The organism is Proteiniborus sp. MB09-C3 (assembly GCF_030263895.1).
GTDB lineage: Bacteria > Bacillota > Clostridia > Tissierellales > Proteiniboraceae > Proteiniborus.
Window position 1 is genome coordinate 2,010,008 of the sequence record NZ_CP127161.1, and the last position, 15,799, is coordinate 2,025,806.

Sequence of the window (15,799 nt, forward strand, 5' to 3'; positions counted from 1 at the left end):
CTATACAAAGTTTTCTTTTTATTTACATTAAATGAACACTTAATAAAAGAAGTATTTTTCTAGGTTGTTTGTTTTAGATACTAGAACAAAATAGTTTATTAGGAGGCAGACAGATGGTTTTAACAGAAAAGAAAGGCAATATAGGTATTATCACATTTCACAGGCCAGAAGCCCTAAATGCGCTTAATTCTAAGGTCATTGAAGCTCTTGATGAAGCTGTTACTAGCTTTGAGTCAGACGAAGCAATCAAGGTGATTGTATTTATGGGAAGTGGAAGAGCATTTATTTCAGGTGCAGATATTTCTGAGATGGAAAATTTGAGAGGTCTTGATGCCGTAAGATTTACTACAAAGGGAAGAGACTTATTTAGAAAAATTGAATTTATGAGTAAGCCAACGATTTGTGCAATAAATGGGTATGCCTTTGGCGGAGGGTTTGAATTTGCGTTATGTACTGACATAAGGATTGCTGGAGAGAAAGCTTCTTTTGCATTTCCAGAAGCAGGTCTTGGTGTAATTCCAGGTTTTTCTGGAACTCAAAGATTACCAAGATTGATTGGAGCCTCAAAGACGAAGGAATTAATGTTTACAGGCAGGGTAATAAAAGCTGATGAGGCATTGCAATTAGGAATTGTGAATCAGGTTGTTCCTCAAGATAGCTTGATAGATGAAGTACATTCTCTAGCAAAACAAATTGCTGAAAAATCAACTATGGCAATCGAATTTATTAAGAAATCAATAAATTTAGGGCTAGAAATTAACATAGATTCAGCCTTAGAAATAGAAACAGGTTTTGTTACAGCATGCTTTGGTTCACATGACCAAATTGAAGGAATGTCAGCTTTTAGAGAAAAAAGAAAACCTAAGTTTGATTAAATGAAAGGAGACTAGCAAATGGTTTTAAAACTAAACAATGAACAAGAAATGGTAGTAAAATTTGCAAGGGATTTTGCTGAAAAAGAAATAGCTCCCATTGCAGCAGAAATTGACAAAACAGGAGTTTATCCTGAAGAACTATTAAATAAATTGAAAAAAGCAGGCTTTTTCGGCATGAATTTTCCTAGGGAATATGGTGGAGCTGGAATCGACTACTTAACTTATATAATGGTTTGTGAAGAAATTGGCAAGGCCTGTGCTTCTACAGCAGTTATTCTAGGAGGGAACAATTCACTTTCTGCTTGGCCTATATATCAATATGGAACACCTGAGCAGAAGGAAAAGTACTTAAAGCTTTTATGTACAGGAGAAAAAATAGGAGCATTTGCGCTTACTGAACCAAATGCAGGCAGTGATGCTGCAAGTCAGCAGACAACAGCAGTTCTTGACGGAGATGAATGGGTGCTGAATGGAACTAAAATCTTCATTACAAATGGTGGATTAGCAGAAACCTATATAGTAATTGCAATGACTGATAAAAATCAAGGAACAAAAGGAATTTCGGCATTTATTGTAGAGTATCCTACAGCAGGTTTTACTATTGGTAAAAAAGAAGAAAAAATGGGCTTACATGGTTCATCAACTACAGAACTAATATTTGAAAATTGTCGTATTCCTAAGGAAAATCTATTGGGCAAAGTAGGTAAAGGGTTTAATATTGCCATGGCCACCCTTGATGGCGGACGTATAGGTGTAGCAATCGATGCTGTAGCCATTGCTCAAAGGGCTATAGATGAAAGCGTTAAATATGTTAAGCAAAGAGTTCAGTTCGGGAAACCAATTGCAAGAAATCAAGCTATCCAATTTATGCTGGCAGATATGGAAACAAGAACTTCTGCGGCAAGACTTTTAACTTATGATGCAGCAATAAAGAAAATGAATAATATACCTTGCACAAAGGAATCCGCAATGGCGAAATTATATGCTGCTGAGGTAGCCATGTGGGTAACAACAAAGGCAGTACAACTTTTTGGCGGCTATGGATATACAACAGATTATCCTGTTGAACGCTTAATGAGAGAAGCTAAGATACAGGAAATATTTGAAGGAACTTCAGAAGTTCAAAGAATGGTAATAGCAGGACAGATTTTAAGGTAGGAGGAAAAATAATATGAAAATAGTTGTTTGCGTAAAACAGGTACCTGATACTACGGAAGTAAGAATAGATCCTATAAAGGGAACATTGATACGTGAAGGTGTACCAAGTATATTAAACCCAGATGATAGAAGCGCTTTAGAGGAAGCATTAAAAATAAAAGATAATAATGCAAATACACATATTACAGTACTGACAATGGGACCGCCTTCTGCTGAAGCAGTTTTAAGAGAATGCTTCGGCATGGGAGCAGATGAGGCAATATTACTTACAGATAGAGTTTTTGGAGGTTCTGATACTTGGGCAACAGCCAATGTTATTTCTGCTGCAATTAAAAAAATTGGTGACTACGACATAATATTTGCAGGACGTCAGGCAATAGATGGCGATACAGCTCAAGTTGGCCCACAGATAGCAGAAAAGCTTGGAGTGACACAGGTAACTTATGTTCAAAAGCTTGAAGTAGGTGAAGAAGAGCTAACAATTCAAAGGGCATTAGAGGATGGATATGAAGTTATAAAAGCTAAAACACCAATACTTCTAACAGCTATTAAAGAGTTAAATGAACCAAGACATATGACTTTACACAAATTAGTTGATGCTTTTAGAGAAAAGACTATTACTACATGGACAAATGAAGATTTAAATATTTCTGCAGATAAAATTGGTCTGAAGTCCTCTCCTACAAATGTAAAAAAGACCTTTACGCCAGAGGTTAAATCAAAAGGTACGATGATACAAGGAGATGAAGTAAAGGCTGCAGCGCAGTTAGTAAAAATCTTGAAGGAAGAACATCTATTATAAAAGGAAGGAAGGCTAATAATGAGACTTACAGGAAATAAAGATGAATTTAAAAATGTATGGGTTTTTATAGAGCAAAGGCAGGGTGTTTTGCAGAATGTTTCAATCGAGCTTTTAGGAGAAGGACGTAAAATTGCGGATACGCTTGGGGTAGAACTATGTGGAGTTTTATTAGGCAATAATGTTTTAAAGCTTTCGAAGGAATTGATTGAATATGGAGCAGATAAAGTATATGTAGCCGAAGACATACTCCTAGAAAAATATACTACTGATGGGTATGCAACAGTCATAAGCAATATGATTAACGAATTTAAGCCTGAAATAGTTCTAGTCGGAGCTACAAATATAGGAAGAGATTTGGCTCCAAGAATTTCTGCAAGAGTAGATACAGGTTTAACAGCTGACTGTACGCAGCTGGAAGTTGACATTGAGACTAGGACTCTTTTACAGACAAGACCAGCCTTTGGTGGCAACCTCATGGCAACAATCGTCACAACAGAATTTAGGCCGCAAATGTCAACAGTAAGACCTGGAGTCATGAAAAAAGCAGATAGGCAAGCAGGCAGAACAGGTGAAGTTATAGTTGTTGAACCAAAGCTAATGAAAGAACATGTAAGAACAGAAGTAATAGAAGTAATTAAAGCTGCAAAAAAGGGAGTGGCTATTGAAGAAGCTGATATAATAGTTGCTGGTGGAAGAGGATTAGGAAAGGCAGAGGGATTTGAACTGATTAAAAAGCTTGCAGATAAACTAGGCGGAGAAGTAGGAGCATCAAGAGCCTGTGTTGATAATGGCTGGATAGATCAAAGTCATCAGGTGGGACAAACAGGAAAAACTGTACGTCCCAGAATATACATTGCTTGTGGTATCTCAGGTGCTATTCAGCATGTGGCGGGAATGCATGATTCAGATGTAATCATTGCAATCAACAAAAATCCAGAAGCATTAATATTTAAAACAGCACATTATGGAATAGTAGGAGATCTATATAAGGTTATACCTGCTATTATCGATGAAATTGATTCATAATAGTAAGAAAAGAGGAGGCTTCATTGTGGGATATATAAATAGAGGAATTTATTTTGAAGATATTGAAATAGATAAAGAAATATATACTGCAAGAAGAACTATACTTGACTGTGATGTGGCTAATTTCGCAGGATTATCTGGCGATTATAATCCACTTCATATAGATGATGAATATGCTAAGACAAATATTTTTGGAAAGAGAATTGCACATGGAACTTTAGGTATAGCTATTATGACAGGACAAGTAAATCAACTTGGTATATTTGAAGGCACAACTATTGCTTTAATTGAAATGCAGAATAAATTTAAAAAACCAATAATGATTGGAGATACAGTTCATTCAGTGATTATTCCTATAAAAAAAATATCTAGCAAAAATCCTTCAAGGGGAATAGTTGAATGTGATGTTTTCTTAGTAAATCAAGATGATAAGATATTAATAGAAGCGAAATGGACACTAATGATAGCTTGCAAGAATGTAGCTTAAAGGACAATCTAAAGCAATTATTTGAAAATAGACTTTTATCTATACATTTGTAGATGAAAGTCTATTTTTTTAGACAAAAGTCTACAATTTTAGATTCCATAAAGCAATAGCAATTATATCAATCAAGTAATTATAGATTTACGAATATAAGCTATTCCCTAGAACAAGGTAATTACACAGCTTTCAAATAATTCATAGGATATTAAAAGAACAAAAAATACATTTTGCAATTGAACTTTTTTTGGCATGATGCTTGCTATTATATATTGTTGAGAAAATGATACCCAAGGAAAATTAAGGGAAGTTAAGAGACTATAAGCAGTTGATTTAATCATTGAAAGGAGGCAAGTATTAATGTCTAAAGTAATTTCAGTTGAAATGGTGCCAGAATTAGTCAAGAATAATTCAGCTATTGTTTGGACAACTGCCGGATTGTGCGGGTTTGCTGAAGAGATTGCCATTGAGTTGGAGAAAAACTATCTAGAAAAAGGATTTCCTAGAGATTTGACTATTATACACAGTTGTGGATGTGGTGATGGAAAGACAAGAGGAATGAATCATTTAGGGCATGAAGGCTTGGTTAAGAGATTGATTAGCGGTCATACGGGTCAAGCGCCTAAAATGGGAGAGTTAATATTAAAGGAAGCTATAGAGGCATATCTACTACCTCAAGGGGTATTGGCTCATCTATTTAGACATATTGCAGGTAAAAAGATGGGTGTAATTACAAAGGTAGGCTTAGGAACCTATGTTGACCCAAGATTAGAGGGAGGAAAAGTCACTAAAAAAACTAAGGAAGATTTAGTTAAAGTAATTAATCTTGAGGACGAGGAATGGCTGCTATATAAAACTTTTCCAATAGATGTGGCTATTATAAGGGGAACAACAGCTGATGAAAGAGGAAATCTTACTATGGATAGAGAGCCAATATTTTTAGAAGCTATATCTATGGCTCAAGCTGCTAAAAACAATGGTGGAATAGTAATAGCCCAAGTAGAGTATTTATCACTTGAAAAAACGCTCCATCCTCAAAAGGTAAAGGTCCCAGGAGATTTAATAGACTATATAGTAGTTGCAAAGCCAGAGAATCACATGCAGACTCAAGGAACATATTTTAATCCTGCTTTAAATGGAGATGTGAAAATTCCGTTAAAAAGTATACAACCAATGGGGCTTGAGCCAAGAAAAGTTATTGCTAGAAGAGCAGCAATGGAACTAGTTCCAAACTCAGTAATTAATTTAGGAATTGGTATGCCAGAAGGTGTTGCCAGCGTTGCAGCAGAAGAGGGGGTAAGTGATTTATTGACACTCACTACAGAATTAGGGACATATGGCGGTGTTCCAGCTTCTGGAGTGGATTTTGCTACTGCTTATAATGCAGAAGCAATAATAGATCACACTTATCAATTTGATTTCTATGATGGTGGGGGATTAAGCGGTGCATTTTTAGGACTAGCTCAGGTAGATAAAGAAGGAAACCTCAATGTGAGCAAATTTGGTTCGAAGGTCGTAGGGCCAGGTGGTTTTATAAATATTTCTCAGAGTTCAAAAAAAGTGATTTTCTGCGGAACATTTACAAATGGTGCTGAAATTCAAATATCTAATGGAAAGGTTAACATTTTGAAGGAAGGTAACAGAAAAAAATTTGTAGATAAAGTAGATCAAATTACTTTTAGTGGTAAGTATGCTGAGGAATCAAAAAAGCCAGTATTGTTTGTGACTGAAAGAGCAGTATTTACTATTGAAGAGGGAGAGATTACTCTTATAGAAATAGCACCTGGCGTGGATATAGATAAAGACATTTTTGCAGCTATGGAATTTAGACCGAGAGTATCAGAAAATCTTAAAGAAATGCCAGCAGAAATATTCGAGGAAGCTTGGGGAAACTTGAAAAACATACTTTCAAATAAATAAAACAAAGAGTAAGCAATATGTAGTGAATCTAAGTACTATTCTTTAAAAAAGAATGGATTAGCAGTTATATGCTATGAAAAAATGTTGATAATATTTGAATTAATATGAAAGGGATGAAGACTTTGAAAAGATGTGTAATTACTAGCTATGCAAGAACTCCAATAGGAGCTTTTTTAGGAGATTTAAAGGAAGTACCGGTAGAAGAATTGGCAACTATAGCAGTTAAAGAGGCAATTAAGAGATCAAATCTAAAAAATGATGAAGTTGAAGAAGTGGTGTTAGGCCATGTTATTTCTTCAGCGGATGTGGCTAATTTAGGTAGATTTGTTGCCTTAAATGCTGGTCTCGATATAAAAACTACGGGATTTGCTGTCAATAGAATCTGTGGCTCAGGTATTCAGGCAGTAATCTCTGCCGCACAAGAAATACAAACTGGTATATTTGATGTAGTAGTAGCAGGAGGAGCTGAAAGCTTATCTAGAGTACCTTATTACCTTCCACTTAGTGCAAGATATCAAGGCTTTAAGAATGGAAATCAAAAATTAATATGTTCAAATGAAGAACATGCAAGAACTACTGCACCTCGAGATCAATATCCAATTGAAACAATGGGGGAGACAGCAGAAAATATAGTAGAGAGATATGGTATTTCAAGAGAAGCTCAGGATAGATTTGCATTTGATAGTCAGAGAAAAGCGAAATTTGCCATAGAAAGTGGTAGGTTTGCACAGGAAATAGTTCCCGTTGAAATTAAAACTAAGAAAGGAACTATTGTGGTTGATACGGATGGACATCCTAGATTCAATACTACACTTGAAGCTTTATCAAAATTAAAACCTGTTTTTAAGAAAGATGGTACTGTCACTGCTGGAAATTCTTCAGGTATGAATGATGGGGCCGCAGCATTAGTTCTGATGTCAGAAGAGAAATGCTTGGAATTAGGCCTGAAACCATTGGCCTATATAGATGTCTATGCTTTTGATGGTGTAGACCCAAATGTAATGGGATTAGGACCAGTAGGAGCAATCAAAAAGATTCTTAATAAAAAAGGGCTCACTCTTGAGGATATAGATATACTTGAAATAAACGAAGCCTTTGCAGGTCAAGTATTAGGATGCTGCAAGGAGTTAGACAATTATTTAGATACTCCATTATATGAGCGATTAAATCCTAATGGTGGGGCTGTTGCATTGGGTCATCCTTTAGGTATGTCAGGGGCGAGATTAGTAGGCTCTGCAGCTCTAGAATTAAATAACAAGAATAAGAAATATGCAATTGCCAGTGCTTGTATAGGTGGAGGACAAGGTATAGCTGTTTTATTAGAGAAAAAATAAATTAGCTCCATACAGAAGCACGCTTACAATTTCTAAGCATTGTAGCATAGCAATTGTTATTGACTAGCATAGCAGATTAAGTTAATATTATATAGTTAAGTATTTAAAGCTAGTTAGTGCAATTCAACTTATTAAGTTGGATTGCACTAATATTTGCCAATATCGCAGTTAATATTATTATTTAGGAGAAAAACATGTATAAGAAGTGGTTTTTAATAATTATTTTTCCAATTTTAATTTTACTTTTAAGGCCTTTAGGAATAGATTTAAATCAGAGTATTATTCTATCAACCCTTATTTTTGTTATAATACTTTGGGTGACAGGGATTGTCAGTAAAACATATGCTTCTATATTTCTGCTGATTATCTTTTCTATATTTGGGAAGACACCAATTGATAAAATATTTCAATTCCCTTTATCAGAAAGCTTTTTGATGTTTGTTTTATCATTTATATTTTCACAAGGGATTGCTAACAGTAAAATAGCTGAAAAAATTATTGAACCTATATTTAAAAGGTTTGGAACAAATTATATTTCACTGATCATTACAATAGTGATCACACAATTAGTTATGATATTTGTTATTCCTCAGCCTTTTTCAAGGATTATAATTATTGCCATGATATTTAAAAGCTTTTTAAATAAAATAAAAGTAGATAATTCATTGGAGGAAGTGCTTTTATTTGGTGTTTTTGCTTTTTCTGTAATAGTAAATTTAATGTTTAAACGCGGAGATATTATTATTAGCACTGCATTAACCACAATTGGCAATATCCAAATTAGTGAAATTCAATGGATTCAATATATGACAGTTCCAACTACTATATTATGTTTATTGTGTATTATTTTATATATTTTTATTTTTAAGAAAGAATTAGTGACGTATAATCAGATTAAGAAAGATTCTTTTGAAGTAAATAGAAAGTTTGATAAAAAAGAAAAAATAAATGGATTATTGATATTAGTTATTATTTTATTCTGGGCTACAGAAGCCCTTCACAATATCAATGAAATATATATAGTATCAGCCGGAATAATAATAATGTTTGCTTTGAAGATATTAACAATAAAGGATTATAAGGCTGTGAACCTAGAGCTTTTAGTATTTTTAACAGCAGCTTTTTCCATAGGTCAGGTTATGAAATTTAGTGGAATAGCAGACCTTTTGTTTTCAAAATTTATAGTACTATTCCCAGACGATTTTAATTTGATATACATGCTCATAGTTGTACTTATTTCTTTAATTCTCCATATGATTATAGGCAGCAATGTAGCTACTATGTCAGTTGTCATACCAGGAATTTTGGCTATCAGCGCTGGGGGAATAAATAATATTCCATTATTGTTTATAATTTTGATAACTGTATGTACTCATTATATTTTACCATTTCACAATGTCATATTATTAGTTGGAAACGGAAACAACTATTATTCTTCAAAAACGGTTTCTAGATTTGGAGTAGTATACACAGTAATATTGTTTATAAGCATCTGCACATTATATTATGTTTGGTGGAATATTGTAGGTTTGATTTAGGAAATAAGCAATAATAGGAATTTCAAAAGTAAGTGAAAATCATTGCCCTGGGACTGTATAAAAGCTCGGGAGCAAAATAATATTAAGCTTGGTAATACGATCTACTAGTAAAGTATCCTTGGGACTTATATAATGAAGCCTGAGAGATAATTTATTGCATCCTATGACCAAGCTGAACTATTTTTTGAGTATTGAATAACGTATCTACTGTTATAGGCTAACCTTCAAATATTTATTTTCTAATAAAAAAGAAGGAAAAAAACATTTAAAAAAGAATCTTATGAACATAGAGATTTAATTGCCAACCTATATTGAAAAGAAGAGGGGGATTTTAGTGTCGAGAAAAGCTTTTAATGCTAAGGATGCGGTAGCTGTTGGACCATATTCACATGCTGTTGAATTAGGGGATACAGTCTATTTTTCAGGACAGACTCCTATTGACTCAAATACAGGAAAAATTGTAGAAGGTAGTATTATTAAACAAACTGAGCAATGCTTTAAGAACTTATTTAATGTACTTGAAGCTGCTGGATTAAGCTCAGATGACGTAATTAAAGTAAATGTATTTCTTACTAATATGGAGAATTTTTCAGCTATGAATCAAGTATATGAAAAGCAATTTTCTAATCCATACCCTGCTAGAACCACAATAGGAGTTGCTTCATTGCCATTAGGGGCACAGGTTGAAATAGAAATGATAGCTAGAAAAAAGTAAAAATTATATAGTAGTAAAATATCAAATATGGAGGTCAAATGATGAAGCTTGTTTCTTGGAATGTAAATGGACTTAGGGCCTGCGTAAGCAAAGGATTTTTGGATTATTTCAATGAGGTAGATGCAGATATATTCTGTGTTCAGGAGACCAAATTGCAAGAAGGACAGATAGAGCTAAATCTAGAAGAATATCATCAGTATTGGAATTATGCAGTTAAAAAGGGCTATTCTGGAACAGCAATTTTTACTAAGAAAGAACCCTTATCTGTAAGATATGGGTTGGATATTGAAGAGCATGATCAGGAGGGAAGGGTAATAGCATTAGAATTTGAAGAATTCTTTTTTGTTAATGTATATACTCCAAATTCTCAAAGAGAGCTTGCAAGATTAGATTATAGGATGACCTGGGAAGATGCCTTTAGAAATTATCTTAAGGAGCTTGATTCTATAAAACCAGTTATTTTATGTGGAGACTTAAATGTAGCCCATAAGGAAATAGACCTAAAAAATCCAAGCTCCAATAGAAAAAATGCTGGTTTCACAGATGAAGAGCGAGAAAAGATGACTGAACTGCTTAACAATGGTTTCATAGATACATTTAGATACTTTTATCCAGACAAGGAGGATGCCTATTCCTGGTGGTCATATATGGGAAAAGCTAGAGAGAGGAATGTGGGCTGGAGAATTGACTATTTTATTGTATCTGAAAGATTGAAGGACAAGTTAAAGGATTCCATGATTTGTCCAGACATAATGGGTAGTGACCATTGCCCTGTATTGCTAGAAATTTATTTTGACTAGATAACAAGAGGCGGTTATCCATCATCCTTGTCATTAGGTGATGAAACCGTCTCTGTCATTTTTAATTTTTCTTAATCTTACTATTTGTAAAACACGTGATCTCCAATACGTGTTACATATGTCTTGTTATTTACAATCCATTTGCCTTCTGCTTTATCTGGATTGAAAAAATAAGTTGAATTTCCTACTGGTTTAACACCATTTAATGCATCTTTAGCTGCTTGTACACTTTCTTCTGATGGAGTATTGTAGATAGTTCCTTCCGCGACAGGACTAAACTGAGGAATACCATTATAGTACTCAAATATTACATCCTTTATCGTGTTAGGAAATTCGCTTGAAACGACTCTATTTAAGATAACACTTCCTACAGCTACTTTTCCCCTATATGGTTCAGATCCAGCCTCAGCATGGATTATTCTTGAAAGCCAATACACATTTGTAGTTTCTGCACTGCTGCCTGAGCTTGTTCCACGTGATACTTGAGTAGATGCTGAAGTTCCATATAATAAGGACTGAGTTTGTTTACCAGCTATACCATCAATAGTTATCTTGTTAGCTTTCTGAAAAGCAATTACTGCATTTTCAGTTTTTGGTCCAAAAATACCATCAACATTTCCCGCCCAGAAGCCTTTGTTATTTAGAGCCTGCTGTAATTTAGATACTTCAGGGCCTCTGCTTCTAAACTTTAATACTACATAAGAATTTGTGCTATTTCCAGCGGCATAGACACTTGTTATGTTCAGTAAGATTAATACTAGTACTAGGATTGATACAACAATCCTTTTTTGATGTATTTTCATTAGAAAACACTCCTTCCTTTTTTGCTTCCGAAGTTAGCTGACGGGTTCGGGACAGAAGGCTCCCTACCATGAGATCATGGATTAACCCCTTAATTGGTTCCTCCGTACCTAGAAATCTAGGATTCAGCAAGTATAGTGTTTTTGCATAGTAATTATTATACAGACCTTAAATTATTATGTCAACCAATATTCGAAATAAGGAATAAATTGCCGCTGCATCCATACTAAGCTGATATGGCCTTATTATCATATAAAACAGTGTCAAGCTATATAATAGTATAGAGATATGTTATAAAATAAAAATAGCAGCAAAAGTAATTATTGAATAGGAGGACAAGATGATTAAAAGTAGTAAGGTTATCAATAGCATCAAGATTATATCCTTAGTAGCGATAGTCATATTAATGTCCTTATTAATAATAAAAGAAAAAAACCATAGGAATATTCAGGGCATAGATGAAGAACCATCATTGCCTAATAATAGCCTACTAGCTTTCAACACTCCTTATGAAGAATATGATGATACAAAGAATGATGAGAATACCGCACCGGTTTTTATGTATAGCATTTTATCAGAGGAGATTACAGAAAAAATAGTAGGGGTATCTTGGAGGGAAAATACACCTGTAAAGCTAGATGAGCTTTCATATATAAAAGTTACATATTGGGGATTTGATGATAATGAATGTATGGGAGAGATGGTAGTTCATAAGAAATTAGCACAAGAGGTTATCGACATATTTAAAGAGCTCTATGATAAGAAATTTCCCATAGGGAAGATTAGGCTAATTGATGACTACGATGCAAATGATGAGCTATCAATGGCAGATAACAATACATCTGCTTTCTGCTCAAGAGAAGTAACTGGAAAAAAAGAAGTGTTTTCAAACCATAGCTATGGTATAGCCATAGATATAAATCCAATTCAAAATCCCTATGTAAAAGGAGATATAGTACTTCCAGAAGAAGGCAGTATGTATCTAGATAGGGGCAATGTACGAAAAGGTATGATAACGAGAGATGATACATGCTATAATGCATTTAAAAGTAGAGGCTGGACTTGGGGAGGAGAATGGAATGGTTTAAAAGATTATCAGCATTTTGAAAAGGACATAGAAATCACTAGATAATAATCAAAGAAGCCCCATGTTTAAAAGAGACCACTGAAAAAGTCTGTTTTTTTGATTGTCATTCTGAGACGTAGTTGAAGAATCTTATGTTTTCAATGCATGAGAGATCCTTCGCTGACACTCAGGATGACAAAAGGATTTTTTCAGTGGTCTCGTTTAAAACGGGGTTTTTCAATATCTTGACACATGTACTAAAGCTTTTGTGCTGAAAATAAAAAATTTAAACCTATTAATTTGATTTAAAATCAATTATAATATCATAGATAGTGTGATTACAGGCAATAAATTAATATGATGGAAGAAAAATAATTCACTTACTAGATTAGGAGTTTTAACAATGGAAAAATATTTTTTTGATTGGAAAGAATATACATTAGAAAATGGATTTAAAATAGTTTCTATAAAAAAAGATACAGAGCTTTGCTCTATACAATTAGGAATTGATGTAGGTGCTGTAAATGAAGAGGAAAATGAAAAAGGTCTTTGTCATTTTATTGAGCATATGCTTTTTAAAGGCACAAAATCTAGAACAAATATTGATATAGATCAGGATTTAGAAGATAGGGCAGGTTCCTATAATGCTTATACAACTTATACATCTACAGTATTTTCAATTACAGCTCTTTTTCAAGAGTTTGATCCATCTATAGAAATATTATCAGATATTATTAAAAATTCTACCTTTCCTTCTGAAGAAATAGAAAAGGAAAGAGGAGTTATATTAGCTGAATTTAGAAACAGCTACGATGATGTGGAGCATTTTAGCTTTAATAAAGTAAACAGCATAGGCTTTGAAAAAAGCCCATTGAGATATGATATATTAGGGAAAGAAAGCATTATTAAAAATGTTACGAGAAATGAAATAATGTCATTTTATAATAAATATTACATTCCGAATAATACTGTTATAAGCATAGTGTCTCCATTAGAGCATGAGGAAGTTCTTGAAAAGGTAAAGGGATATTTTAGCCATTGGCAGGGCAAAGAACTAATGAAGAAAGATGTTATAGTTGAAAAAAATCGTGGCATTGAAGTCACCTCACGCAAGAAAGAAATTGAGCAGAATACCATTGTATATCTTTATACCTTTTATAGCCTTACGAGAGACGAAGAACTTGCATTAGAGATACTAAATCATAAACTTGGTGAAAGTGCTAATTCAATCCTTTTTAGGGCTTTAAGAGAGGAGAAAGGTATATCATATGACATATATTCAGAAATAGATGTTACTGACTATATGAAGACTTTATATATCTACTGCTCAGCATCAGAGGATGACATTTTAGAAGCTAAGAAAACAATAGATAATTGCATAGAAAATATAGTAGGCAAACATATAATGATAGATGAGAGGAATATAAATTTAATGAAAAAAGTGATGAAGACGGGAATAGCTTCAATTCTCGAAGACTCTGAAGGACTATGTAATTATGCACTTCATCAGAAGCTAATGAAAAGAAAAATAGATGGATTTTCCGAGGACTTAGAGGCATTAGACAATATCAAAGCAGAAGATGTATATAAAGCAGCAGAGAAAGTTTTGTCTAATCCTACTATTCATATACTTGTCAATCAAGGCTGATAAAAATCATGCCAGTACATGTGCCTCTGAGAGCCACTAGAATGTTTCAAATTCATTATTTGTCATATTGAAGCACAATCGAAGAATCTCATGTTTTCGACACATAGAGATTCTTCGACAACCTTAGTATCTGTCCGTTAGGACAAAAATTAGGGATGTTCCTTGGACCAACTTAAATTTTTATCTGTAAAGATAATATTTAAGAGTGCTCTTTGAGCTAATGCTCAATATGATAAAATAGGACTTTTTAGTAGATCTAGAAGAACCCTATTTTTTATAAATTTACTGCTACCAATTCTGCTATCTGTACCGCATTTGTGGCAGCACCTTTCCTGACATTGTCAGCAACAACCCACATATTTATTCCATTTTCAACACTAAAATCTCTTCTTATTCTACCTACATATACTAGATCAGTTCCATCTGCATTTATTGGCATAGGATACATGTTGTTTGCGACTTCATCTTGAACAATTATACCTTTGCTATTATTTAGAATTTTATAGATATCATCTATTTCAAATGGATTTTCAAATTCGAGATTTGCAGATACACTATGGCAATTTCTCACAGGGACCCTAACTGTTGTGGCAGTTATTCGCAGAGTATCATCATTTAATATTTTTTGTGTTTCCTCAATCATTTTTATCTCTTCTTTTGTATAACCATTATCCATAAAAGTATCTATATGCGGAATGCAATTATAGGCAATAGGATGAGGATATTTTTTATTTGGAAGACACTTTAATCCATTCTCTAAATCCATAATTCCACCAACACCTGAGCCAGAAACAGCTTGATAAGTTGAATATACTATTCTCTTTATTTTATAGGCATCATGAAGTGGCTTTAAAGGTACTACTACTTGTATTGTGGAGCAGTTGGGATTTGAGATAATCCCCTTATGCCATTTTACATCTTGGGGATTTACCTCGGGTACAATAAGAGGCACATCTTTTTCCATTCTCCATGCACTGCTATTATCTATTACGACTATATCACTTTCCTTGGCTATTGGAGCATATTTTTTACTTATGTCGCCACCAGCAGAGAAAAGCGCAATATCTATATCCTTGCTGAAGGAAGAGTCATTTAATTCTTCAACAATATATTCTGCATTGTTAAATATTACTTTAGTATCCTTAGATTTAGATGAGGCATAAAGATATAAATTGTTTATAGGAAAAGCTCTTTCCTCTAGTATCTTAAGAATTGTTCTCCCTACCATTCCTGTAGCGCCTACAACTGCCACATTTAGTTTTTTCAAATAAAACCACCTCCATAAAGTCCTTTAATCTAAAAAAATCTATTTATAAATTCATTTTTTAAAGAAAATCCTCTAAGCATATAGATATATTATACTGTAAAATACAGGTATTGATAAATGCTTTCTAAATTTGAAAATTAACTAAAGAGAGGACCATATGTAGCCCTCTCTTTAGTTTTTCAGCTGCTTCATAAGTGACTTGCACGAAATTAAAGACTTTAGTAATCTGATTAAAGTAGTTTAGTATTTACCGAATCCATCACCAAATAAGAAGAATATAACTACTATTATAAGTATGATAAATATTAGACTATCATCGGATTCGCCGCCAAGTAGCCCACTAAATAGACTCTTGTTTTCCGCCATGT

Annotated in this window: 15 protein-coding genes and 1 riboswitch; of the genes, 12 read left to right on the forward strand and 3 right to left on the reverse strand. The window is 33.7% G+C overall.

Annotation, left to right across the window (positions count from 1 at the left end):
• Positions 1–113 precede the first annotated feature (113 nt).
• The 10 genes from QO263_RS09620 (at position 114) to QO263_RS09665 (ending at position 10,649) form a co-directional block, all read left to right on the forward strand.
• Positions 114–875 carry an enoyl-CoA hydratase/isomerase family protein gene (locus QO263_RS09620; protein ID WP_285620520.1) on the forward strand — a complete coding sequence of 254 codons (762 nt, stop codon included), beginning with the start codon at positions 114–116 and terminating at the stop codon, positions 873–875.
• A gap of 18 nt (positions 876–893) precedes the next feature.
• Positions 894–2,033 (forward strand): acyl-CoA dehydrogenase, encoded by a 1,140-nt coding sequence (locus QO263_RS09625; protein WP_285620523.1) that lies wholly within the window; start codon positions 894–896, stop codon positions 2,031–2,033.
• Between the two features lie 13 nt (positions 2,034–2,046).
• A complete protein-coding gene (locus tag QO263_RS09630; protein ID WP_285620527.1) occupies positions 2,047–2,835 on the forward strand; it encodes an electron transfer flavoprotein subunit beta/FixA family protein in 789 nt (262 codons plus the stop codon).
• Between the two features lie 18 nt (positions 2,836–2,853).
• Positions 2,854–3,861, forward strand: coding sequence for an electron transfer flavoprotein subunit alpha/FixB family protein (locus tag QO263_RS09635; RefSeq protein ID WP_285620529.1), 1,008 nt, complete (start codon positions 2,854–2,856; stop codon positions 3,859–3,861).
• A 25-nt stretch (positions 3,862–3,886) separates the two neighbouring features.
• Positions 3,887–4,348 carry a MaoC/PaaZ C-terminal domain-containing protein gene (locus QO263_RS09640; protein WP_285620532.1) on the forward strand — a complete coding sequence of 154 codons (462 nt, stop codon included), beginning with the start codon at positions 3,887–3,889 and terminating at the stop codon, positions 4,346–4,348.
• A gap of 354 nt (positions 4,349–4,702) precedes the next feature.
• The gene (locus tag QO263_RS09645; RefSeq protein ID WP_285620534.1) at positions 4,703–6,262 is read left to right on the forward strand and encodes an acyl CoA:acetate/3-ketoacid CoA transferase; all 1,560 of its coding nucleotides are present in this window, start codon (positions 4,703–4,705) and stop codon (positions 6,260–6,262) included.
• A 122-nt stretch (positions 6,263–6,384) separates the two neighbouring features.
• Entirely contained in the window at positions 6,385–7,596 is a 1,212-nt protein-coding gene (locus QO263_RS09650; protein WP_285620536.1) for a thiolase family protein, read from the forward strand.
• 194 nt (positions 7,597–7,790) lie between these two features.
• Positions 7,791–9,134, forward strand: coding sequence for an SLC13 family permease (locus tag QO263_RS09655; RefSeq protein ID WP_285620539.1), 1,344 nt, complete (start codon positions 7,791–7,793; stop codon positions 9,132–9,134).
• A gap of 334 nt (positions 9,135–9,468) precedes the next feature.
• Entirely contained in the window at positions 9,469–9,849 is a 381-nt protein-coding gene (locus QO263_RS09660; protein WP_285620543.1) for a RidA family protein, read from the forward strand.
• Between the two features lie 41 nt (positions 9,850–9,890).
• On the forward strand, positions 9,891–10,649 hold the full coding sequence (locus QO263_RS09665; protein WP_285620547.1) for an exodeoxyribonuclease III: 759 nt from the start codon (positions 9,891–9,893) through the stop codon (positions 10,647–10,649).
• A gap of 80 nt (positions 10,650–10,729) precedes the next feature.
• On the opposite strand, the gene QO263_RS09670 is transcribed toward QO263_RS09665, so the two are convergent.
• Positions 10,730–11,452, reverse strand: a complete 723-nt coding sequence (locus QO263_RS09670; RefSeq protein ID WP_285620552.1) for a cell wall hydrolase — start codon at positions 11,450–11,452, stop codon at positions 10,730–10,732.
• Between the two features lie 7 nt (positions 11,453–11,459).
• Positions 11,460–11,591: riboswitch (cyclic di-AMP (ydaO/yuaA leader) on the reverse strand.
• Between the two features lie 199 nt (positions 11,592–11,790).
• On the opposite strand from QO263_RS09670, the gene QO263_RS09675 reads away from it, so the two are divergent.
• Both QO263_RS09675 and QO263_RS09680 read left to right on the forward strand, forming a co-directional pair.
• Positions 11,791–12,582, forward strand: a complete 792-nt coding sequence (locus tag QO263_RS09675) for a M15 family metallopeptidase (protein ID WP_285620554.1) — start codon at positions 11,791–11,793, stop codon at positions 12,580–12,582.
• Positions 12,583–12,919: 337 nt separating this feature from the next.
• A complete protein-coding gene (locus tag QO263_RS09680) occupies positions 12,920–14,164 on the forward strand; it encodes a M16 family metallopeptidase (RefSeq protein WP_285620560.1) in 1,245 nt (414 codons plus the stop codon).
• Positions 14,165–14,438: 274 nt separating this feature from the next.
• Here QO263_RS09680 and QO263_RS09685 read toward each other — a convergent pair whose 3' ends face one another.
• Both QO263_RS09685 and QO263_RS09690 read right to left on the reverse strand, forming a co-directional pair.
• On the reverse strand, positions 14,439–15,431 hold the full coding sequence (locus tag QO263_RS09685) for an aspartate-semialdehyde dehydrogenase (RefSeq protein ID WP_285620563.1): 993 nt from the start codon (positions 15,429–15,431) through the stop codon (positions 14,439–14,441).
• Between the two features lie 240 nt (positions 15,432–15,671).
• Positions 15,672–15,797 carry a hypothetical protein gene (locus tag QO263_RS09690; RefSeq protein ID WP_285620565.1) on the reverse strand — a complete coding sequence of 42 codons (126 nt, stop codon included), beginning with the start codon at positions 15,795–15,797 and terminating at the stop codon, positions 15,672–15,674.
• Positions 15,798–15,799: the final 2 nt, after the last annotated feature.